Source organism: Streptomyces sp. NBC_01439 (assembly GCF_036227605.1).
Classification (GTDB): Bacteria; Actinomycetota; Actinomycetes; order Streptomycetales; family Streptomycetaceae; genus Streptomyces.
Genome location: NZ_CP109487.1, coordinates 2,397,139 through 2,418,979 on the forward strand (window position 1 = coordinate 2,397,139; position 21,841 = coordinate 2,418,979).

General features: G+C 75.0%; 14 protein-coding genes and 1 riboswitch. Of the genes, 6 read left to right on the plus strand and 8 right to left on the minus strand.

Annotated features, from left to right (window positions below; translation table 11 throughout):
* Positions 1-15: 15 nt before the first annotated feature.
* Genes OG207_RS10505 through OG207_RS10520 form a run of 4 tightly spaced genes read right to left on the minus strand, consistent with a single transcriptional unit; the run spans position 16 to position 8,105 of the window.
* Positions 16-3,594 carry a pentapeptide repeat-containing protein gene (locus tag OG207_RS10505; RefSeq protein WP_329097974.1) on the minus strand — a complete coding sequence of 1,193 codons (3,579 nt, stop codon included), beginning with the start codon at positions 3,592-3,594 and terminating at the stop codon, positions 16-18.
* Entirely contained in the window at positions 3,591-4,688 is a 1,098-nt protein-coding gene (locus tag OG207_RS10510) for an AAA family ATPase (protein WP_329097977.1), read from the minus strand. Before OG207_RS10510 ends, OG207_RS10505 begins: the two co-directional genes overlap by 4 nt.
* Positions 4,689-4,719: 31 nt before the next feature.
* A complete protein-coding gene (locus OG207_RS10515) occupies positions 4,720-6,819 on the minus strand; it encodes a VMAP-C domain-containing protein (RefSeq protein ID WP_329097978.1) in 2,100 nt (699 codons plus the stop codon).
* Entirely contained in the window at positions 6,816-8,105 is a 1,290-nt protein-coding gene (locus OG207_RS10520; RefSeq protein ID WP_329097980.1) for a hypothetical protein, read from the minus strand. The genes OG207_RS10515 and OG207_RS10520 overlap by 4 nt, the downstream gene beginning before the upstream one ends.
* A 227-nt stretch (positions 8,106-8,332) precedes the next feature.
* Here OG207_RS10520 and OG207_RS10525 point away from each other — a divergent pair, with 227 nt between their 5' ends.
* The 5 genes from OG207_RS10525 to OG207_RS10545 all read left to right on the plus strand — a co-directional run bounded on the left by OG207_RS10525 (position 8,333) and on the right by OG207_RS10545 (position 13,273).
* On the plus strand, positions 8,333-9,301 hold the full coding sequence (locus tag OG207_RS10525; protein WP_329097982.1) for a trypsin-like serine peptidase: 969 nt from the start codon (positions 8,333-8,335) through the stop codon (positions 9,299-9,301).
* Between the two features lie 94 nt (positions 9,302-9,395).
* Positions 9,396-9,998: a TetR/AcrR family transcriptional regulator gene (locus OG207_RS10530; RefSeq protein WP_329097984.1), complete on the plus strand. Its 603-nt coding sequence runs from the start codon at positions 9,396-9,398 to the stop codon at positions 9,996-9,998.
* Positions 9,999-10,516: 518 nt separating this feature from the next.
* Positions 10,517-11,770, plus strand: a complete 1,254-nt coding sequence (gene cbiE, locus OG207_RS10535) for a precorrin-6y C5,15-methyltransferase (decarboxylating) subunit CbiE (protein ID WP_329107530.1) — start codon at positions 10,517-10,519, stop codon at positions 11,768-11,770.
* Positions 11,767-12,516, plus strand: coding sequence for a precorrin-4 C(11)-methyltransferase (cobM, locus tag OG207_RS10540; protein WP_329097986.1), 750 nt, complete (start codon positions 11,767-11,769; stop codon positions 12,514-12,516). Before cbiE ends, cobM begins: the two co-directional genes overlap by 4 nt.
* Positions 12,506-13,273, plus strand: coding sequence for a cobalt-precorrin-6A reductase (locus tag OG207_RS10545; RefSeq protein ID WP_329097988.1), 768 nt, complete (start codon positions 12,506-12,508; stop codon positions 13,271-13,273). Before cobM ends, OG207_RS10545 begins: the two co-directional genes overlap by 11 nt.
* Before the next feature lie 81 nt (positions 13,274-13,354).
* Here OG207_RS10545 and OG207_RS10550 read toward each other — a convergent pair whose 3' ends face one another.
* The 4 genes from OG207_RS10550 to OG207_RS10565 form a co-directional block, all read right to left on the minus strand.
* A complete protein-coding gene (locus tag OG207_RS10550) occupies positions 13,355-13,927 on the minus strand; it encodes a 3'-5' exonuclease (protein WP_329097990.1) in 573 nt (190 codons plus the stop codon).
* A gap of 298 nt (positions 13,928-14,225) precedes the next feature.
* A complete protein-coding gene (locus OG207_RS10555) occupies positions 14,226-15,722 on the minus strand; it encodes a precorrin-2 C(20)-methyltransferase (protein ID WP_329097992.1) in 1,497 nt (498 codons plus the stop codon).
* Positions 15,719-16,366: a precorrin-8X methylmutase gene (locus tag OG207_RS10560; RefSeq protein ID WP_329097994.1), complete on the minus strand. Its 648-nt coding sequence runs from the start codon at positions 16,364-16,366 to the stop codon at positions 15,719-15,721. The genes OG207_RS10555 and OG207_RS10560 overlap by 4 nt, the downstream gene beginning before the upstream one ends.
* A complete protein-coding gene (locus tag OG207_RS10565) occupies positions 16,363-17,673 on the minus strand; it encodes a cobalamin biosynthesis protein CobG (RefSeq protein ID WP_402694595.1) in 1,311 nt (436 codons plus the stop codon). The genes OG207_RS10560 and OG207_RS10565 overlap by 4 nt, the downstream gene beginning before the upstream one ends.
* 303 nt (positions 17,674-17,976) lie before the next feature.
* Positions 17,977-18,108, plus strand: a riboswitch (cobalamin riboswitch).
* Positions 18,109-18,151: 43 nt separating this feature from the next.
* Here OG207_RS10565 and cobN point away from each other — a divergent pair.
* Positions 18,152-21,769 (plus strand): cobaltochelatase subunit CobN, encoded by a 3,618-nt coding sequence (gene cobN / locus OG207_RS10570; protein ID WP_329097996.1) that lies wholly within the window; start codon positions 18,152-18,154, stop codon positions 21,767-21,769.
* Positions 21,770-21,841 lie beyond the last annotated feature (72 nt).

Genomic DNA, 21,841 nt, shown 5'->3' on the forward strand with positions numbered 1-21,841 from the left:
CGGCCGCATCACCGGCTACGCCTCGGCGTCGAGCAGCCGGACGTCCCACGTACCGTCCGGGCGCCGGACCGAGGTCCAGCCGTCCGGCGGCGCCACGAACGGGAACTGGCCGACGAGCGAGTCCGCCTCGAAGAGCACGCCGTCGAGGCGGACCCGGCCCCGGAAGCTCGCCCTCGCGAAGTCCACCGGCGCTTCGAAGACCGCCCTGTTGGACAGCAGCCCGCCCTCCCACTCCGCGGACGCGAAGGAGACCGCCCCGGCGAAGCCCGCCTCGTTCAGCATGGCAAGGCCGCCGAAGAAGGTGCGGGAGAAGTCCGCGGTCCCCGCCACCCGTACTCCGTTCAGGTCCGCGGACGCCGCCAGCACGGCCCGGGCGAAGGAGACGTCACCGAGGAACGCCGCATTGTTGAATCCCGCCGAAGCGTGGAAGAGCGCCCGGCGGAACGTGGCGGTGCGGTGGAAGCGGCACCGGTCGAAGTCACCGACGCGCTCGAAGACCGCGCCGTCGAGGGAGACCGGGCCGGCGAAGGTGACTCCGGCGAAACCGGCCCGGCCCTCGAAGGAGGCCCGGACGAAGGACGCGCGGTCCCAGAACTCGATGTCCGGCCGGTTCCAGCCGTCCACGAAGCGTGCCCGGTCGAAGTCCGCCGGCCCCAGTGCGGCGGGCCCCGGAACGCCCGGCTGCAGCGCCATGAGGAGGCGCGGCAGCAGGCCGTGGTCGAAGGTGGTGCCCCGGAGGTCCACCGGCGCTCCAGGGGACAGCGTTCCGAGGTAGCCCTCCTGGTCCTCGATCTCCAGATGGGCGAGGCAGCGCTCGTGGCCCGGCAGCCGGATGCCGATGCAGGCCCGCGGGTCGGCCGGTGAGGCCTGGAGCCCACAGGTCGGCCAGCCGACGCCCTCGTCCAGGAGCCCGTCCGCCTCCGTCAGCACCTGCCCGAGCGCACCGGCGGGTGCGTGGTCGTCGGAACAGACCCAGCCCTCGTCGGCGCCGCCCACCCGGTGCAGCGCGATCCGGGCCGGCGAGCCGAGCACGTCAGCGAGTTCCTCGTACAGACGGTGGGAGAGCGCGAGGACGAGCGCCCCCGGGCGCACCGTCCGTCCCAACAGGTCCGCGATCGCGGGGTGCCGGACCAGTCGGGTGCTCTCGTCCGTGCCCACGCCCACGGCCGCGCCGAGCGGGGGGTGCATGCCGTCCATGCGCCGGAATCCGTACCGGGTCATGGCTCCGGGCAGTTCGAGCAGGAGCCGGCCCGCCTTGGCGTGGGCGCCCGGCGCGGCGAACGTGACGAGCAGCGGTGCGTCCTCCTCGCCGCCGGTCAGCCGCCCGCTGACGCCGGTGTCCGCCATGAGCTCGGCGAGCATCGCGTGCGTCTCCGCCGTCGCCGAACTCCCGGTCGGGACCACGCCGTCGGCACCGGGCAGCACCGCCAGGCACACCCCGGTCTCCGTGTCCCGTGCCCGTACGGAACCCTCCAGCGCCGCTCGGAAGCCCTCCTGTTCCATCAGGGCGTCGGTCAGCAGGAACACCAGTCGGTTGGGCGAAACCGTGTGGACGACGCCGACCAGCGCGCCGCCCCGGGAGACGGGGCCGCCGCGGTAGTGCGTCCAGCCCTCCGGCTCCGCGGACAGCCGGACGACCTCGCCGTTGAGGTCACCGCCGTGCGGCAGGACCTCGCCCGTCAGGGAGACCGGGTCCCCCTGGTCCGTGCGGCCGTCGATGCGGACCCGGGCCAGATGGTGGTCCGCGGGCAGCCAGGGCAGCGGCTCGGCGCCGACCGCCGGATCCGTCAGGTCCTCGTCGGCCTGGAGCAGCAGCATCCGGGGCGCCGCGTCGTCCCACCACACCGCCCGGCAGGGGATCTCCCGGTCGCCGGGCCGCACCCAGGCCACCGAGCCGGCGGGGGGCACCGCGTCCCCCACCGTGAGGACGAGGCGCGGGGTCAGCAGGGTGCCGACCTCCTGCGGCTCGGGCATCCCGTCGTGGCGGACCCGTACGACCCGGTCGGCCAGGCCCGGTTCCCGCGGTGGCCGCGCCGCGAACGGCAGGGCCCCTTCGGCCACCCGGCGCACGCCCTCCCGGCCCGTGGTGACGCGGGTCGCGGAGAAGTCCGGGCCGGTGCGCCGGTTGCGGGACACGAACTCCCACACGCGGCGCCGGACCAGCTCCCGTATGGCGGCCACCTCCCCGCGCAGCTGCCCGCCGAGCAGCGCCTCCCGTACGCCGGGGAGGAACTCGAACTCCACCTCTGCGGGGTCCTGTTCGTCCTCCCAGGCTTCGAAGAGCCCGCCGAGGGCGACCTCCGCGAGGTGGCCGTGCTCCGAGTCGCGCAGCAGGGAGCGCCGGACCAGGGTCATCACCGGCAGGGTGAGCGGTACGGCGGCCAGGTGGGCGGCGAGCTGCTGGGCCGTCGGCGAGGCGCTCGCCCGGAAGTCCTCCACCACCTCCAGGGCGCTGCGGCCGCCGGGGGCGGGATCGTCCGGGGCGCCCGTGGCGGCGGGTTCCGGGTCCAGTCGCAGGCAGGCGAGGCGCCGCCACCGGCCGTCCCCGGAGACCACCCGCACAAGCCGGGCCAGGCTGCCGGAGGCGACACCGACCACGGGGACGACGGCCGGGACCGCGGTGCGGCGGGTTCCGGCGCGGGCGCGGGCGCGGCGGGCGGCCGGGATCCGCTGCCAGGAGCGGGTGGCGGCGGCCGGCCGGTCGGCGCGGACGGCGAAGGGGACGGGGCGGACGGCGCCGCGCGTCCAGAGCCGTTCGGGCAGGACGTTCAGTACGGCGACGGCGTTGTGCGCGCACCAGTGCCGGAGCACGTCCTGCACCGGGGCCTCGCGCCAGCCGCCCGCGACGGTGTCGGAGAGTACGAGGATCAGCCGGCGGCCCGCCGGGTCGGCCAGTTCCAGGGGGTTGCGGGGCGGGCCGCCGTGGCCGCGGGTGACCATCGGGGTGGCGCCGGGGCCGGTACCGGTCAGCTGCCAGGTGCGCACGTCGCGGAAGACCCCGCTGCGGGTCAGGACGCGGCGGAGCTCGTCCACGTGGTCCGCCCAGAGCAGCATGGAGCGGTGGGTGTCGACGACGAGGGCCAGGTCCAGCCAGCGGCTCTCGGCGGGGCGCAGGACCGGGGTCGTCACCATCCGCTCGATGCTGCGTTCCACGGTGAGCTGCTCGTCGAGTTCCTCCCCGGGGCCGCCGATGGAGCGTCTCCCGACGGGCCGCAGCGAGCGCATCAGGGCGAGCGGGTCGTCGAGGGAGGCGGCCCGCGGCAGCCGCAGGGGTGAGCCCCGGCGCCGGGCGCCGTCGTCGTCCGGTTTCCCGGTGGGGTCGCGCCGGGCGGCCGGGAAGAGCTGGACGGCCGGTTCGCCGCCGGCGGAGGTGCCGGGCCCGGGTGCCGCTCCGGGCTCGGGCGACGGGTCGGGCGGGGGTGGCGGCTCGCCCGGCGGGTCGGCGCCGGGTGCTGCGGGCGGGCGTGCCGTGCGGCCCGCGTCGACCCGGGCCGCCAGCCACAGGATGTCGGCGAGCTCCTCCGCCCCGATGCCGGTGCTCGGGGCGCTGCCGTCGGCGCCGTCGGCGAGGGCCGCGAGCAGCTGCTCGATCACGCCGTGGGCCCGGTCAGGTGCTGCATGACGGTGGCGAGGAAGCGTTCGCGGTCCGCGGGCGCGGACCAGGCGCCGGCGAGGCGGAGCTGGATGGCGTTGAGGAGCTGGTCGGTGGCCAGGTCGCCGTCCTCGCCGCGGTCGAGGAAGGCCCGGACGAGGTCCTGGTACTCCTCGCCGGATGCGATGTCGACGCCGAGCCGGCGGCGCACGATCCGGGCGAGCTTGTCCGGTCCGGGCGGTTGCAGGTGGAGGCGGACGCAGCGGCGCAGGAAGGCGGGCGGGAAGTCGCGTTCGCCGTTGCTGGTGAGGACGACGACGGGGAAGTAGCGGCACTGGACGCGGCCCTGGGTGATCCGTACGACCGCGTCGGGGTCGTCGTCGGTGCCGATCGCGACGGTGGGGTCCTCCTGGGCGAGGCGGGCGAGTTCGGGGATCAGGAAGCCGCCGTCCTCGAAGACGGTGAGGAGGTCGCCGGGGAGGTCGATGTCGCTCTTGTCGATCTCGTCGACGAGCAGCACGCGGGGGCGGTCCTGCGGGAGCAGGGCGGTACCGAGGGGGCCGAGGCGCAGGTAGCGGGAGATCGAGGGGGCGGACGGGGCGGGGGAGGTGTCCGGCGCGGGCACGGGCGCGGGTACGGCCCCGGCGGGCCGCGCGCCCGGTGTGCGCAGCTGTTCCAGCCCGGCCTCCTGGAGGCGGCCGATGGCGTCGTACAGGTACAGCCCGTCCCGCAGCACGGTCCGGCTGGTGATCGGCCAGTGCAGTACGGGCCCCAGGTTCAGGTCGGAGGCGATGCTGTAGGCGAGCGTGGACTTGCCGACGCCCGGTTTCCCGGTGACGAGCAGCGGCCTGCGCAGGTGCAGCGCCGTGTTGACGACGTCCTTCTCCGGCTCGTCGGGCACGTAGCCCTCGCCGCGCCGCCAGGTCCGCTCCCAGGCCGCTCCCGTGCATCCGGGCGGCGCGTATCCGGGGTCGGGGGCGCCGGTGAAGTCCCGCCAGGGTGGTGGGAATCCGGCCTCGAGGCGGGCGCGCCGGTCCGCGCCCTCGCCGGTCCCGTGGTACAGCCACCAGTCCTTCACCACTGCCTCTGCCTCCATCTTCGGTTCCGCCGTCGGTCGGTGGTCGGGGTCAGGCCAGGGACCGGAGGCCCGGCATGTCGTCGGGATCGTCCCACAGGAGCACCAACTGGTCTCCCCCTGCGGATGGTTGGTGGGCGCGTGCGGCTCCCGCGGCGGCACCGGCGGCCGCCCGGCGCACCTCCCGCACGCGTGCGGGCAGGGCCAGTACGTCCAGTGCGCCGGGATCGGGGCGGCCGTCCGGCCCGGCCGGGGCCAGCAGGTCGAGGAGTGCGGGCGCGGGCCGGCCGCCCCCGCGCCGCCACACGGCCACTGGGAGCCCGCCTTCGAGCACGGCCTCCAGCAGCCCGGCGTGCGGGGCGGCCGTGGTGTGCGCGAGGACGCAGGCGGGCGGCGGCTGCGCGGCCAGCTCCATCCCGAGGGCGTCGGTGACCTCCTCGTCCACGACGACCCGTACGGCGTCGGGGTGCCGGCCGCCCTGGGCGTGCAGCCAGCGCCAGGTGCCGTGCCACTCGGCCCGGGTGTCCGCACGCTCCTGCGGGCAGCGCACCACCACCTGGTGGAGCAGGCCGAGGGCGCGGCGCCGGCCGGCCGGGCCGCGGGGCACCGGCCACTGGTCGAAGTCGGCGTCGAGCAGCTCGTACGGCACGTGGAACTCGATGCGGTCCACCGCGGCGTACGCCTGCCGTCCGGCCCCGGTCCCGGCCCCGCTCACGGTCTCGCCGTCGTCCTCGCCGCCGGCCTCCGAGGCGCTTCCGATGAGGGCGAGTTGCCGTACGAGCTGCTCCCGCACCTCGTCCAGGGCGACCGGCGCCCCCTCCGACTCCCATATGTGCCGGGCCCGTTCGCCCCGCAGCCACATCCGGGCCAGGAATCCGGGCTCCCCGCCCGGCGGCGCCTCCAGCCGGACGTGCACGACCGTCCTGCGGGCCGGGGGCGGCGGCGGGGGCAGCACCGGCAGGGCGAGGCGCTCGCGGGTGGCCCGCACCCAGTCCCCGAGGCCGGCCGCCCAGCGCGCGTCGCCCGCGGCGGCGGCCCGGTCCGCGAGGAACCGTACGAAGGGCACCGCCAGCGGCATCCCGCCGCGCCCGCCCTGCCGCTCGTCCAGGTCCTGGACCACCTCCAGCAGGCCGTCCCCCGGCAGACCTCCGTGCGCCGGGGTGGTGCAGCCGGCCGCCTTGAACGCCCAGGCGTAGGCCTCGTGGGCGCAGCGCGGCAGCTCGCGGCCCTCGAAGAGCTCGCCGAGCCCGTCCCAGGCCGCCTGGTCGAGCTTGGCGGCCCGGGGCGGTGCGGCCCGGGCCAGGTCGTCGTCGAGGAAGGAGCAGGCGTCCCAGTCCCGGTCGACGATGAACTGCGGCAGCTGCCAGCCCTCGCCGCGCTCGCGCAGCTCCTGGAAGGTGCGGTGGATGCTGACGGCGGTGCCGGGCAGTCCGCTGACGCTCTCCCGTACGGACCGTCCGTCGAGTTCGCCGAGCAGGGCCTCGGTGAACCGGCCGGCGCCGCGTTCGGGGTCGTTCTGTGCGACCTCGCCCTCGCGGGAGGCGTAGAGCCGGAACTGACGCCGGCCCGGTACCGAACTCCCGCCCCCGTAGTCGGTGTTGCCGAAGTTCCACCGGGTGTCGCGGGGCGCGTCGACCCGGCAGGAGTCCACGAGTGCGGCCTGGAGCGGGAAGCGGCGCGCTTTGACGAGGTCGGTGCGCCACCAGCGCAGTGCGGAGTCGAGGTTGAGGTGTCTGATCTGGCTGGGGCGGGCGTCGGCGCAGGGCAGCATGAGCTCCTGGCGCGGCCCGAGGTAGCCGTGTCCGGCCCAGAAGATCCAGAGCAGGTCGCCGTCGCACTGCGGGAGTTCGTCGAGGAGCGCCGATTTCACGTTCTCCTCGGTCGCCGGCCGGTAGGCCGTGCGCAGGGCGGTCATCGCCGGGGAGTCCGTCCAGTCGAGGTCGCCCGGTTCGTCGATCGGGGAGAGCAGCAGCCGGACGTTGCCGGGGGGCACTTCGGCGGGTCCGGTCAGCCACCGGGCGAAGCGAAGGGCGTCGCGGGCCGGACCGCGCAGGTTCCAGCGGTGGCTGATGTCGTAGCGCTCGACCCCGGCGACGAGCGCGAAGGTGCGCTGCGGTCCGAGTGCCGGGGGCAGGAAGTCGGCGGGAGTCACCCGATCTCCGCCTCGGTCACCGCCTGTTCGATCCGCTCGTAGAGGGAGTCCTGTTTCCAGTAGGCGCTGTGGCAGGCCGGGAACGGCTGGCGGCTGCGGACCTCGTGGTCGGTGACGCGCGCGTCCCCGGGGAAGACGGGTGCGGCGAGGTAGGCGAGCACGTCGTGCCGGTCGTAGACGTTGAGCCAGCGCGGGAAGCCGTAGGGGAGCTTCGCGCCGGGTTCGAGTGCGGTGAGCGCGCCCAGTTCGTAGAGGAACGGGGCCTGGGAGCCGACGGTGACCAGCAGCTCGGCCCCGGGGACGGCCTCGCCGCGGGCGGCGGCGAGGGTGAGCAGGTCCACCAGGGCGATCCCGCCGAGGCTGTGGCCGATGAGTACGGTCGGCCCCGGGTCGGCGGTGATCCGGGCGTGCAGGAAGTCCCGCAGCTCGTGGCCGCGGGACTGGTAGCGCAGGATGTCGCCGAGGACGGGGGTGGCGCCGACGGTGAGGGAGCCGCGCCGGGCGTCGAGGAGGGGCTGGGTGGTGAGTCGCAGGGCGAGCCGGCCGAGGACGGCGGCCGCGCGGGCACCGGGAACCCGGCCGTCGCCGCCGAGGCGGGTGGTGAGCAGCTCGACGAGGCGGTCGCGTTCGGCGCCGGTGCAGTCGGCCTCGTCGGTGGCGGCGGCGAGGGCGGCGGCGGTCACGGCCCGGGCGAGGGCGGTGGCCAGCTCGCGGGCCTGCGGCTCGTCGGCGGCGCGGGCCGCGGCCCGGGCCGCTTCGGCGGAACCGGCGGTGGCGTCCAGGGCGGCGGCGAAGCCCGCGGCGAGGCCGGTGCCGCGCAGCAGGGCGCCGAGCTCGTCCCCGGTCGGGGGCGGTGCGGGCGGTAAGCCGTCGAGCAGGGCGAGCACCCGGGCTCCGGGAGCCCGTACGCCGGGCATCGCGAAGGCGTCGCCGTACCCGGCGTCCTCGTCGTACCCCGCGCCCTCGTCGTCGATGTCACCCCGGTCGTCGGGGCCCGCCCAGCCCGCCTCGGCCAGGACGCGCAGCTCGCACAGCGGGTCGGCGAGCAGCAGCGCCCACTCGGCGGTCTCCGCGTCCGCGGGGTCGGGTGCGCCCTGCGGACCTGGGGGCAGTCCCGGCACCGAAGCGCCGCCCGCACCGAGGGTCGCGCCGAACCGGTCTCCCCAGTAGCAGGATTCGACTGCCGCTCCGGGGAATCTGGCGGTCAGCCGCTCCCGTACCTGGGCGAACAGCCTGTCGTGGCGCTCGCGCCGCACCCCCGTACCGTGGACAAAGAGAAAACGCATCGCAGCCCGGCCCCCTCGCGCAGTCGTCCCCCGCCCGGCACCATAGCTCGGCGGGGGTAACAGGGGCCATGGAACGTCGAGTTCGGCGTGCGCGGGCGGACGGGGGCCGCCGGCGGGGGCATCGGGGGCGGGGGGCTGTGAGCACGGACACGTCCGCCCACCGGAACCCGGGCCGCCGCTCCCCCATCGAACGAAGAGTCTGAAGGCGTCTGGGGCGGGAGTACCACATGGTCGGCAAGGTTGACGAGCGGGAACGGAAGCGGGGCCGGGCCGCCCCGCGGGGCTCCGTGGTCGTCGGCCTCCTGTGCACCGTGGTCCTCGCGGGCGTCGGCTACGTCGCCTGGGAGCTGCGCGGCATCACCGCGAACCGCGCGGACGGCGATGCGCCGCAAGGCGTCTACCAGCAGGACCCCGAACGCGCCGACAAGACGGCGGCCTCGGTGTTGGACGGGATCGTGCGGGAGGCGACGGAGGCGCCGACGGACGGCAAGGCCTTCGGCGAGGGCGGCGGCGGGGCGGACTGGCGCTACGCCGGGTGGCAGCCCTCCGATCCCCTGGAGGCCCGGCCCTCCCCGGCCGAACCCGCCGTGGGCGCGCTCTTCTCCCCCGGCGGCGACGGCGACCCCGACCACCACTGCTCGGCCGTCGTGGTCCACTCCCCGCGGGGCGACCTCATCGCCACCGCCGCGCACTGCGTGTACGGCGGCGGCTTCCGCACCAACCTCGCCTTCGCGCCCGGCTACCGGGACGGCGTGGCCCCGTACGGCATCTGGGTGCCGACCCGGATCGACGTGGACCCGCGGTGGACGCAGGACCAGGACCCCGACCACGACGTCGCCTTGGTCCGGCTGCGCCGGCCCGGCTATCCGGGGCAGCGGTTGGAGGACGTCACGGGGGCCCTGACCATGGATTTCGGGACCGAACTACCGGCGCCCGCGCGGCTCATGGGCTACCCGAACTACGCCGAGCAGCCGCTGGAGTGCCGGAACACCGCCGTCCTGGCCGGGCCGACGCAGGTGCGCCTGGACTGCGCGGACGTGCCCAACGGCACCAGCGGCGGCCCGGTGACGACCGGCCGCAGCACCCTGATCGGGGTGATCGGCGGCCGGGACGGCGGCGGGGACGAGGAGACCTCGTACAGCGTCCGCTTCGGCGACGGCGTCCGTGCCCTGTACGAGCGTTCCACCACGTCCTGACCCCGATGTCCGACCGGTTCGCAGGTCCAGCGGAGTTGCTACGCTCGCCGGCACGGATTTCGGACATCTGGCCGCACACCGACGGGACCGCACCATGTCTCCTAAGCAACAGCGGGGCGAGGCCACCGTCGACCTGCTCCTGACCACGGCCCTGCGGGTGTTCGCCGAGTCCGGCCAGCAGGGTTTCACCGTGACCGCGGTCGTCTCGGCCAGCGGGGTCAGCCTCGGCAGCCTCTACCACCACTTCGGCAGCTTCGACGGGCTTGCCGCCGCCCTCTACATCCGGTGCATGGACCAGCTGTGCGACGCCATGGTCGCCGCCCTCACCCGGTGCCGCACGGCCCGCACCGGGGTGCGCGCGTGGGTGACGGCCTATCTGACGTTCACCCAGGAACACCGGGACGTGGCGCTGTTCCTGCACGCCTCCGCCTATTCCGGATATCTGGTGGCCCACGCCGAGGAGGTCGGCGCGGCCAAGGCGGAGAAGTTCGGGCCCATCATGCGCTGGCTGGGGGTGCGCATGGAGCGCGGTGAGATCGCCCCGCTCCCGGCACCCGTGGTCGAGGTGCTGGTCATGGGCCCGCTCGCGGAGGCCGCCCGGCGCTGGCTGTCCAGCACCTACGAGATCGACCTCGCGGAAGCCGCCCGCTACCTCCCGGACCACATCTGGCGCTGCCTGCGCCCCGAGCCCGTCTGAGATCCCGGCCGGCCCGGCCCGGTCCCCCGGCGGGCCGGTCGTGCCGGCCGTGCCGGTCGGTGCGGTCGATGCGGTCATGGCGGCCGATGCGGTCGTGGCGGCCGCGGATGCGTGGGTGGTTGTCCGGCTCGTCGTCGTTCATGCCGCAGATTCTGCTGTGCGGGGGGCGCTCGGGGCAGGTCCGCGCCGGGGCGCCCGGAGGCGACCCGGGGGGCGGGCGGACTCGCTCCCGGGAGCCCGCGCGATCCGCTCAGCGCGGCAGTGCGGCGTACGAGACCCCCGTGAGCTTCTCCGGGGCCGGGCGAGGACCGCACGGCCGATCGCGGCCACCCGCGGGTTGCGGGTGGGGCCCTCCCGCTTCGAGGCGCCGGAGTGGAGGAGCCGGAGTGGAGGCGTGAGGGAGTGGAGGAGGCCGGGGCGGCGCGGGCCGCGGATCCGCAGGCCAGTAGGCTGCGGGTCCGCTCTCTTTCCCCATCCCGTCCCCGAGGAACCGCGCCGTGAGCTCCCCGCCGCCCCCCATGCCCGTGACGGTCGTCGGCCTCGGCGCGGACGGCTGGGCCGGGCTCAGTGCCGCCGGCCGCGCCGCACTGTCCTCGGCCGAGGTCCTGATCGGCGGGCCGCGCCAGCTGGACCTGCTGCCGACCGCCGAGTGCGCCGGTGCGCGGGTGGCCTGGCCGAGCCCGCTGCGGCCCGCCGTACCGAAGCTGATGGCCGAGCACGCCGGCCGCCGGATCGCGGTGCTGGCCAGCGGTGATCCGATGTTCTACGGGATCGGTCGCGCCCTCGCCGAGGAGCTCGGACCACAGTCCCTGCGCGTCCACCCGCACCCCTCGTCGGTGTCCTACGCCTGCGCCCGCCTGGGCTGGCCGGTGGAGGACACCGAGGTACTCACGGTGGTCGGCCGCCCGGTGACCCGGCTGGCCGCCGCACTCCACGAAGGGCGCCGGGTGCTGGTGCTCAGCGCCGGAGCATCGTCTCCGGGCGAGATCGCCGCCCTGCTGCGGGAGCGGGGCTTCGGCCCGAGCCGGATGCGGGTGCTGGAACAGCTCGGGTCCGAGCGCGAGGACACGTACGAGGGCCGCGCCGACGGCTGGGACCGCGCACCCGGCGACCCCCTGAACGTGGTCGCGCTGGACTGCCGCCGGGACCCGGCCCACGGCGGGCCGCGCCTCGGCGCGACCCCCGGCCTCCCGGACGCCGCGTACGAACACGACGGACAGCTCACCAAGCGCCACGTCCGGGCCGCCACCCTGTGCGCGCTGGCCCCGGCCCCCGGCGAGCTGCTGTGGGACATCGGCGGCGGCTCCGGCTCCATCGGCATCGAGTGGATGCGTACGCACCCCTCGTGCCGGGCGGTGGCCGTGGAGCGGGTCCCGGAGCGGGCCGCACGCATCACCCGCAACGCGGCGGCGCTCGGCGTACCCGGCCTGTGCGTGGTCATCGGCGCCGCGCCGCAGGCACTGGCCGGGCTGCCGGCCCCCGACGCCGTGTTCATCGGCGGCGGGCTGACCGCTCCCGGCCTGCTGGACGCGGTCTGGGACGCACTGACCCCCGGCGGCCGGCTGATGGTCAACACCGTCACCCTCGAGTCGGAGGCGGTGCTCGCCGAGCGCTACCGGCGCCACGGCGGCGAACTGGTGAAGCTCGCCGTCGCGCACGCCGTGCCGGTCGGCGGTTTCACGGGCTGGCGGCAGGCGATGGCGGTCACCCAGTGGTCGGTGACGAAGCCTGCCGAACCGGCCACCGCATCCAAGGAGGAGGATCGAACATGACCGTGTACTTCATCGGCGCGGGCCCCGGCGCCGCCGACCTGATCACGGTGCGCGGTGCCCGGACCCTGGCCGCCGCCCCCGTCTGCCTGTACGCGGGCAGCCTCGTGCCGCGCGAGCTGCTGGCCGAGTGCCCGGCGGACGCCCGCCTGGTGGACACCTCTCAGCTCAACCTGGACGAGATCATCGCCGAGTGCGTACGGGCCCAAGCGGCCGGCCAGGACGTGGCGCGGCTGCACTCCGGCGACCCGTCGATCTTCAGCGCGGTCGCGGAGCAGATGCGGCGGCTCGACGCGGCCGGCATCCCCTACGAGGTGGTCCCGGGCGTCCCGGCCTTCGCCGCGGCCGCCGCCGCCCTCAAGCGGGAGCTGACCGTCCCCACCGTCGGGCAGACGGTGATCCTGACCCGGATCGCCCAGCAGGCCACCCCGATGCCGCCCGGCGAGGACCTGGCCACGCTGGGCGCGAGCGGCGCACTGCTGGTGCTGCACCTGGCCACCCGTTACGTGGACCGGGTCGTCGAGGAGCTGCTGCCGCACTACGGGGCCCAGTGCCCGGTGGCGGTCGTCGCGATGGCCAGCCGCCCCGACGAGCTGATCCTGCGCGGCACCCTGGCCGACATCGCCGCGCAGGTGAAGGGGCACGGCCTGGTGCGCACCGCCGTCATCGTGGTGGGCCGCACGCTCGGCGCGGAGCAGTTCCGCGACAGCCACCTGTACTCGCCCGAGCGCGACCGGCATGTGTGCTGAACCGGCCCCCCTCCCCGCCCACCACGTCCTGATCCTCGGCGGCACGACCGAGGCCCGTCGCCTCGCGGAGGCGCTGGCCCCCGACCCGTCCTGTCACGTGACCACCTCGCTCGCGGGCCGGGTCGCCTCGCCCGTGCTCCCGCCGGGCGATACCCGGATCGGCGGCTTCGGCGGTATCGCGGGCCTCGCGGCCTGGATCGTCGACCACGACGTCACCCGTGTCGTCGACGCCACCCACCCGTTCGCGGAGCGGATGAGTTTCCACGCCGCGGAGGCGCAGGCGCTCACGGGGGTGCCGCTGGTGGCGCTGCGGCGCCCCGGCTGGACGCCGGGGCCGGGAGACGACTGGACCTTCGTGGACTCGCTCGTCGAGGCAGCCGACCGGCTGCCCGGCCTCGGCTCGCGCGCGTTCCTGACCACCGGCCGGATGGGCCTGCACGCCTTCGCGCACCTCGCCGACACCTGGTTCCTGGTGCGTTCGGTGGACCCTCCGGCGGCGCCGGTGCCGCCGCGCCTGGAAGTCCTGCTCGCCCGCGGTCCGTTCACCCTGGACGACGAGCGGGAGCTGATCGCCCGGCACCGGATCGACGTGCTGGTGACGAAGGACAGCGGCGGCTCGGCCACCGCCCCCAAGCTCACCGCGGCCCGCGAGGCCGGCATCCCGGTCCTCGTGGTGCGCCGCCCGGCCGTCCCGGAGGGCGTACCGGAGACCGACTCGATCGAGGTCGTCCTGGACTGGCTGGGCACGAGCCGCTAGGCCCGGACTTCGCGGGTCGTTGATTCGGATGGATGGATGGATGGTGTCCTGGGCCCGGACGTAGAGGAGGGCCCGGCGTGGTCAGCGCGGATCGGGCCAGTCGCCCCGCTCGGACAGGTGGAGAACGAGGGCGGCGATGTTCCAGGCGTCGTCCTCGCCTCGATGGTGACGGCCTTCCAGCCGCAGCCCGGCGATCTCCAGGGCCTGCGCCATGCCGGGGCGTTTGCGCAGACCGTACGCGTCGGTGAAGGCCGCCTTGGCATTGATGTGGTGTCGACCGAATGGGTAGGGCGTCCGGGTGGCCCGGCACTGCCGGGTGAACTGGTGACGGTCGTAGTCACCCCAACTTGCCCATGGGTGGAACCCCGCGCGGTGCTCGGCCGCCAGTAGTCGGCATGCCTCGGTGAAGCTGACCCCTCCGTCGACCTCGTCCTGGGTGAGGCCTGTCAGCTCGGTGCAGAACCCACTGACCCTGGACCGGACGGGCCGCACCAGGATCCGACGGCGGGCGAGACGCTCCCCGGCGGCCAGGTCGACGACGGTCAGCCCGACCTCGATGATCTCGCTGACCGCGTCCGGCGGCTGGTCGCCAGCCCAACAGGTGGCTTCGACGTCCACAACGTTCAGGAGGCGCTCTGTCCCGGTGCTGTCCATGAGGGAACGGTAGGGAGGAACGGCAGCCGGAGCACCTGGTTTGCCTGCTGGGGCCGACAGAACACCGCACCGCACCGGATGAGGCGGGGGAGAATCCACCAGCCTCAACGGGCTGCGACCGGCACCGCACACCTGAACCGGTGACCCGCGAAGTCCGGGGCTAGGACGTCCCCTTCGGATCCGGCCGGGGACGCCCTGAGGACGGCTGCGTCCGCAGGTGGCGTACCGCGGGACGGGCGGAGGCCCGGTGCGCTGGTCGCACCGGGCCTCCGCCCGTCCACCGCTGCGCCTCGCCCGGTCACGGGTAGCGGCGCGGCGTCCAGGTGATCCTCGACCCGTCGGCCCGCTCGGTGACCTGCGTCTGCGAAGACCCGATCAGCAGGATCGTGCGCATGTCGACCTCGGACGGCTCCAGTTCGGCGAGCGCTACGATCCGTACCGACTGCTCGGGGCCGCCCACGTCGCGCGCGACGACCACCGGGGTGGTGGGCGAGCGCAGTTCCAGCAGCAGTTCGCGGGCCTGGGCCACCTGCCAGGTCCGGCTGCGCGAGCCGGGGTTGTAGAGGGCGAGCACCAGGTCGGCCGTGGCGGCCGCGCGCAGCCGCTCCGCGATGACCTCCCAGGGCTTGAGCCGGTCCGAGAGCGAGATGGTGGCGTAGTCGTGGCCGAGCGGGGCGCCGGCCGCGGCGGCCGCCGCGTTGGCCGCGGTCACCCCCGGCAGGACCCGTACCGGCACGTCCTCGTACTCCGCCTGCCCGGCCACCTCCAGGACCGCCGTGGCCATGGCGAAGACACCGGGGTCGCCGCCGGAGACCACGGCCACCCGCTTGCCGCGCCGGGCGAGGTCGAGGGCGAACTCGGCGCGCTCCGACTCCACCTTGTTGTCGGAGCCGTGCCGGACCTGACCCGGCTTGACGGGCACCCGGTCCAGGTAGGTGGTGTAGCCGACCAGCACCTCGGCGTCGGCGAGCGCGCGCCGCGTCTGCGGGGTGAGCCACAGCGGGCCGGCCGGGCCGGTGCCCACGACGACGACCTCGCCGGGGCCGGACGGCACGCTGCCCGGGTTGCCGATGCGGCTGGGGACCACGGCGACGGCGAAGTACGGCACGCCGTCGGCGTCGGTGTCGGCGAGGAGGCCGGTGCGCTCGCCCGCCATGGTGGCCCGCTCGACGTAGCGGGCCTCGGCGAGCCGGCCGCTGCTCTCCATCGCGCCGCGCACGGCCGGGAAGGTCCGGCCGAGCTTCATCACGACCGCCGAGTCGGTGGCGGCGAGGCGGGCGGTGAGCTCTTCCTCGGGCAGGGTGCCGGGGAGGATGGTCAGCACCTCCTCGCCCTCCACGAGCGGGGTGCCGAGCCGGGCGGCGGCGGCGCTCACGGAGGTGACGCCGGGGATGACCTCGGTCTCGTAGCGGTCCGCGAGCCGCTTGTGCATGTGCATGTACGAGCTGTAGAAGAGCGGGTCGCCCTCCGCGAGCACGGCGACGGTCCGGCCGGCGTCCAGGTGCGCGGCCAGGCGGGCCGCGGCGGCCTCGTAGAACTCCTCCATCGCGCCCTGGTAGCCGCCGGGGTGGTCGGTGGTTTCGGTGGTGACCGGGTAGACCAGCGGTTCCTCGACGTGTTCGGCGCGCAGGTGCTTCGCCGCGATCGAGCGGGCGATGGAACGGCCGTGGCGGGCGCTGTGGTAGGCCACGACATCGGCCTCGGCGATCACCTCGACGGCGCGCAGGGTCATCAGCGACGGGTCGCCGGGGCCGAGTCCGACCCCGTACAGCCGGCCCTTGGCGATGTCGCTCATTCGGCCACGCTCGCAATGGCGTTGACGGCGGCCGCGGCCATCGCACTGCCGCCGCGCCGGCCGCGCACGATCAGGTGGTCGAGCCCCGAGGGGTGGGCGGCGAGGGCGTCTTTGGACTCGGCGGCGCCGATGAAGCCGACGGGGACGCCGATGACGGCGGCGGGGCGCGGGGCGCCCTCCTCGATCATCTCCAGCAGTCGGAACAGCGCGGTCGGCGCATTGCCGACGGCGATGACCGAACCCTCCAGCAGGCCGCGGTCGCGCCAGACCTCCAGGGCGGCGGCGCTGCGCGTGGTGCCCATCTTGGCGGCGAGCTCCGGTACGGCCGGGTCGGAGAGCGTGCAGATCACGTCGTTGTCGGCGGGCAGGCGCTTGCGGGTGACACCGCTGGCGACCATCTGGACGTCGCACAGGATCGGCGCGCCCACCTCCAGCGCCGCGCGGGCGCGCAGCACGACCTCGGGGGTGTACCCGAGGTCCTGCGGGAGGTCGGTCATCCCGCAGGCGTGGATCATGCGCACCGCGACCTGGGCAACCGTGTCGGGCAGCCCGGAGAGGTCCGCCTCGGCGCGGATCGTGGCAAAGGACTGGCGGTAGATGGCCGCGCCGTCCTTCTCGTACTCAAACACGGTGTACTCGCTCATTTCTTCACTACGTCGGGGTCGGTGCGGGCGTCCGCGAGTGCCGCGGCAAGATCACAGGGCCGTACGTCCTCGTGTTCGGGGCGGCCGGGCGCGGCGAGCCGGTATCCGGAGCCGGTGGCCACCAGGTCCACCCAGGCGGTGCCGCGCGGATGCCCGCAGCGGCGCTCGCAGCCGGACCAGTGCACGGGCAGCGGACCGCGCGCCCGGTCGGCGACGGCCCGCGCGTCGGCGCGCACGTCCGCGCGGGACTTCGCACAACCGGGCCGGCCGGTACAGGCGGTGACGGACTCCCAGGCGCTGTCGGGGGTGATGACCAGCCCGGCGTCCTCGATGCGGGCGGCGCCGTCGGCACGGGCCCCGGGCACGATGACGCTGCGCCACGGGGTGACGCGCAGTTGGCCGCTCCCCCCGTCCGCGACCTGCGCCAGGAGGCGCCACTGCGCGGTGTCGAGCCGGCCGAGCGGGGGCAGTACGCACAGGGTGGCGCCGTCGTGCCCGCCGGCGCCGGACGGCCGGGGCGGCGCGGCGTACGGCCAGTCCACGGCGCCGACCGGCGTCGCGGCGATCCCGGCGGTATCGAGGCGCCGTGCGAACTCGGTTGCTTTCAGGGCGTGTTCGGCGGGCAGTTCGGAGACCCGCCAGGCCTGGGTACCGGCCGCGGCGGCGGCGTCGAGGAAGTACCGGGCGGCCGCAAGTGCCGCCCCGGGGGTGTCCCGGCCGGCGAGCTCCACGGCGTCGGGGGTCCGGCCGAGCCTGACCAGCGCCCGGTCGTCGGGGCGGCCGAGGACGGTCACGTCGGGGCCGAGCGCGGCCACGTCGCCGCGCCCGTCGTCGAAGGCGAACAGGAAGCGTCCGGACAGCGCGGCCGCCCAGGGGCTCGCACACAGCAGCCGGTCGAACTCCATGGCCCGGGCCAGCGCGTCGGGCCGGTCCAGGCCCTCCGGGCCCTCCGGCCCGTCCAGGCCGGACAGGGGCGTCGCCACGATGTTCCGTACCCGCTCGTGGCTCGGCGCGGGGAGCAGCCCGGCCCCGTCCAGCAGCTCCGCGAGCCCGCCGCCGCACCCGTCGGCCAGTCCGCGCAGCTGCACGTTGCCGCGCGAGGTCAGCTCCAGGTGCCCGTCCCCGAACCGGTCGGCGGCGAGCGCCAGCGCCGACGCCTGCTCCACGGTGAGCAGCCCGCCCGGCAGCCGGACCCGCGCCAGGAACCCGTCGTCCGCCGCGTGCAGCCGCAGCGCGCCCGGGCAGGCGTCACCACGCTCCCGTATGACGGGTTCGTCCCGCGATGCGGCTGAAGGGGGCTGGGGCATGGCCGCGAGCATACCCACGATTGGGTCCCCCCGACCTGTGTCCGTCACCACCCCCACCAGCGACATTCGCCCCCAGCACCGCCCAAGCCACCCTTCTGGCCCACCCGGCCCTGCCCGGCGCTGCCCACCCGGCCCTGCCCGGCCCGTCCGGCGCCACCCGGCCCGTTCAGCCCCGCCGGAGTTTGAGGCGCGGGGTCCGGGGCAGAGCCCCGGCAACGGCGCCGCACCCGCAACCAGCGGGGGCTCACCCCACCCGCCATCCCGGCGGCAGCCACCCGCCCCTAAGATGACCTTCCGGCGGACCACACGGTCCGCCGTCGCCGAGGACGGCGACATGGGAGGAAGCCCGGTGCGATTCCGGCGCGGTCCCGCCACTGTGAACCCCGCGGAGCGATCCGGCGACCGGGGTGAGTCAGGAACTCCCGCTGTCCTCAACACTGCCCGGGGCGCGGAAACCCCGAGGAAGGCCTGCCGCCGCATGATCCTGCTGCTGTCGACGTCCGACACCGATCTGCTCAGCGCCCGCGCGGCGAACACGGCGGACGGACCCGTCCCGTACCGGTTCGCGAACCCCTCCCGTCTCCCCCTCGACGACCTCCCCGGCCTCCTCGACGGGGCCGACCTGGTCGTCGTACGCCTCCTCGGCGGCCTCCGCGCCTGGCAGGACGGCCTCGACCTGCTCCTCGCCCCCGACCAGACCCGTCCGGTCGTGGTCCTGACCGGCGAGCAGGCCCCGGACGCCCAGCTCATGGAGGCCTCCACGGTCCCCATCGGCATCGCGGCCGAGGCGCACGGCTACCTCGCCCACGGCGGCCCGGCCAACCTGGAGCAGCTGGCCCGCTTCCTGTCCGACACGGTGCTGCTGACCGGCCACGGCTTCGAGCCCCCCGCCGCCGCGCCCACCTGGGGCCCGCTGGAGCGCACGCCCGGGACCACCACGGGCCCGCGGGTCGCCGTGCTGTACTACCGCGCCCACCAGATGAGCGGGAACACTTCCTTCGTGCACGCCCTGTGCGACGCGATCGAGGCCCACGACGCCCGGGCGCTGCCCCTGTACGTGTCCTCCCTGCGCTCCCCCGAGCCGGAGCTGATCGCCGCGCTGGAGTCGGCCGACGCGGTCGTCACCACCGTCCTCGCGGCCGGCGGCACCAAGCCCGCCACCGCCTCGGCGGGCGGCGACGACGAGTCCTGGGACGCGGGCGCGCTCGCCGGCCTCGGAGTGCCGATCCTGCAGGCCCTGTGCCTGACCGGGTCGCGCTCCGCCTGGGAGGAGAACGACGAGGGCCTGTCCCCGCTGGACGCCGCCACGCAGGTCGCGGTGCCCGAGTTCGACGGCCGTCTGATCACCGTCCCGTTCTCCTTCAAGGAGCTCGACGACGACGGCCTGCCCGCCTACGTGGCCGACCCCGAGCGGGCCGCCCGGGTCGCGGGCATCGCCGTGCGCCACGCCCGCCTGCGGCACATCGAACGCCGCGACAAGAAGGTCGCGCTGGTCCTCTCCGCGTACCCGACCAAGCACTCCCGCATCGGCAACGCGGTCGGCCTGGACACCCCGGCCAGCGCCGTGGAGCTGCTGCGCACCCTCATCGCCGGCGGTTACGACTTCGGGCCGACCGAGGAGATCCCGGGCCTGGTCTCGGGCGACGGCGACGAGCTGATCCGCGCCCTGATCGAGGCCGGCGGCCACGACCAGGACTGGCTGACCGAGGAGCAGCTGGCCCGCAACCCGGTCCGGATCCCGGCCGCCGACTACAAGCGCTGGTTCGCCGAGCTCCCGGCCGAGCTGCGCGACAGCGTCACCGAGCACTGGGGCGAGGCCCCGGGCAACATGTTCGTGGACCGCTCCGCGAACCCGGAGGGTGACATCGTGCTCGCGGCGCTGCGCCGCGGGAACCTCCTCATCCTGATCCAGCCGCCGCGCGGCTTCGGCGAGAACCCGATCGCGATCTACCACGACCCGGACCTGCCGCCCTCGCACCACTACCTGGCGGCGTACCGGTGGATCCAGGCGCGCGCCGAGGACGGCGGCTTCGGCGCCGACGCGATGATCCACCTGGGCAAGCACGGCAACCTGGAGTGGCTGCCGGGCAAGAACGCGGGCCTGTCCGCCGCGTGCGCGCCGGACGCCGCCCTCGGCGACCTGCCCCTCATCTACCCGTTCCTGGTCAACGACCCGGGCGAGGGCACGCAGGCCAAGCGCCGCGTGCACGCCACGCTGGTCGACCACCTGGTGCCGCCGATGGCGCGCGCGGAGTCGTACGGCGACATCGCGCGCCTGGAGCAGCACCTGGACGAGTACGCGCAGATCTCCGCGATGGACCCGGCGAAGCTGCCGGCCATCCGCGCCCAGATCTGGACCCTGATCCAGGCCGCGAAGCTCCACCACGACCTGGGTCTGGAGGAGCGTCCGGACGACGACGGCTTCGACGACTTCCTGCTGCACGTCGACGGTTGGCTGTGCGAGGTCAAGGACGCCCAGATCCGTGACGGTCTGCACGTGCTCGGCGGCGCGCCGACCGGAGAGGCCCGGGTCAACCTGGTCCTCGCGATCCTGCGCGCCCGGCAGATCTGGGGCGGTACGACGGCCCTTCCGGGTCTGCGCGAGGCGCTCGGCCTGGACGAGTCCAAGGCCACCCGCACCTCGGCGGACGAGGTCGAGGCGCAGGCCCGCGCCCTGGTCCAGGCGATGGAGGACGCGAACTGGTCCCTGGACGCCGTGTCGACGGTCGCGGCGGACCACCCGGCGGACGTCGCGGCGGTCCTGTCCTTCGCGGCCCGCGAGGTGGTCCCGCGCCTGGCCGGGACCACGGACGAGATCGCCCATGTGGTCGCGGCCCTGGACGGCCGTTTCGTCCCGGCGGGCCCCTCGGGTTCGCCGCTGCGCGGCCTGGTGAACGTCCTGCCGACCGGCCGCAACTTCTACTCGGTCGACCCGAAGGCCGTCCCCTCCCGCCTGGCGTGGGAGACGGGCCAGGCCCTGGCAGATTCCCTCCTGAGCCGCTACCGCACCGACAACGGCGAGTGGCCGGCCTCGGTCGGTCTGTCCCTGTGGGGCACGAGCGCGATGCGCACCTCCGGCGACGACGTCGCCGAGGCCCTCTCCCTGCTGGGCGTCCGCCCGGTCTGGGACGAGGCCTCGCGCCGCGTCACCGGCCTGGAGCCGATCCCGCTCGATGAGCTCGGCCGCCCGCGCATCGACGTGACGCTGCGCATCTCGGGCTTCTTCCGGGACGCGTTCCCGCACGTCATCGGCCTGCTGGACGACGCGGTGCGGCTCGCGGCGTCCCTGGACGAGCCCGCCGACCAGAACTTCGTCCGGGCCCACGCCCAGGCGGACCTGGCCGAGCACGGTGACGAGCGCCGCGCGACGACCCGTATCTTCGGCTCGCGCCCGGGCACATACGGGGCCGGCATCCTGCAGCTGATCGACTCCCGCGACTGGCGTACGGACGCCGACCTCGCGGAGGTCTACACGGTGTGGGGCGGCTACGCGTACGGCCGGGGCCTGGAGGGCCGCCCCGCCCGGGACGAGATGGAGACGGCCTACAAGCGGATCACGGTCGCGGCGAAGAACACGGACACCCGCGAGCACGACATCGCGGACTCGGACGACTACTTCCAGTACCACGGCGGCATGGTGGCCACGGTCCGCGCCCTGCGCGGCACCGCCCCCGAGGCCTACATCGGTGACTCCACCCGCCCGGAGACGGTCAAGACCCGCACCCTGGTCGAGGAGACCAGCCGCGTCTTCCGTGCCCGCGTCGTGAACCCCAAGTGGATCGAGGCGATGCGCCGCCACGGCTACAAGGGCGCCTTCGAGCTCGCGGCGACGGTGGACTACCTCTTCGGCTACGACGCCACGACGGGCGTGGTCGCGGACTGGATGTACGACAAGCTCACCGAGACGTACGTCCTGGACCCGACGAACCGCGCCTTCCTGGAGGAGGCCAACCCCTGGGCCCTGCACGGCATCGCGGAGCGCCTGCTGGAGGCCGAGTCGCGCGGCATGTGGGAGAAGCCGGACCCGCAGGTCCTCGAATCGCTGCGCCAGGTGTACCTGGACACGGAGGGCAACCTGGAGGGCGAGGCGGAGTAGTCCGCTCCGCCGTCACACGAGCCGTCCCCCTCACCCTGCCGAAGGGTGAGGGGGACGGCTTCTTTTGTTCAG

Coding starts and splice junctions, on each gene's coding strand:
- cbiE (WP_329107530.1), top strand. CDS start 10,517: ATGCCCGTGACGGTCGTCGGCCTCGGCGCGGACGGCTGGGCCGGGCTC.
- OG207_RS10555 (WP_329097992.1), bottom strand. CDS start 15,722: ATGAGCGACATCGCCAAGGGCCGGCTGTACGGGGTCGGACTCGGCCCC.
- OG207_RS10530 (WP_329097984.1), top strand. CDS start 9,396: ATGTCTCCTAAGCAACAGCGGGGCGAGGCCACCGTCGACCTGCTCCTG.
- OG207_RS10550 (WP_329097990.1), bottom strand. CDS start 13,927: ATGGACAGCACCGGGACAGAGCGCCTCCTGAACGTTGTGGACGTCGAA.
- cobM (WP_329097986.1), top strand. CDS start 11,767: ATGACCGTGTACTTCATCGGCGCGGGCCCCGGCGCCGCCGACCTGATC.
- OG207_RS10510 (WP_329097977.1), bottom strand. CDS start 4,688: ATGGAGGCAGAGGCAGTGGTGAAGGACTGGTGGCTGTACCACGGGACC.
- OG207_RS10520 (WP_329097980.1), bottom strand. CDS start 8,105: ATGCGTTTTCTCTTTGTCCACGGTACGGGGGTGCGGCGCGAGCGCCAC.
- OG207_RS10565 (WP_402694595.1), bottom strand. CDS start 17,673: ATGCCCCAGCCCCCTTCAGCCGCATCGCGGGACGAACCCGTCATACGG.
- OG207_RS10560 (WP_329097994.1), bottom strand. CDS start 16,366: ATGAGCGAGTACACCGTGTTTGAGTACGAGAAGGACGGCGCGGCCATC.
- cobN (WP_329097996.1), top strand. CDS start 18,152: ATGATCCTGCTGCTGTCGACGTCCGACACCGATCTGCTCAGCGCCCGC.
- OG207_RS10525 (WP_329097982.1), top strand. CDS start 8,333: ATGGTCGGCAAGGTTGACGAGCGGGAACGGAAGCGGGGCCGGGCCGCC.
- OG207_RS10545 (WP_329097988.1), top strand. CDS start 12,506: ATGTGTGCTGAACCGGCCCCCCTCCCCGCCCACCACGTCCTGATCCTC.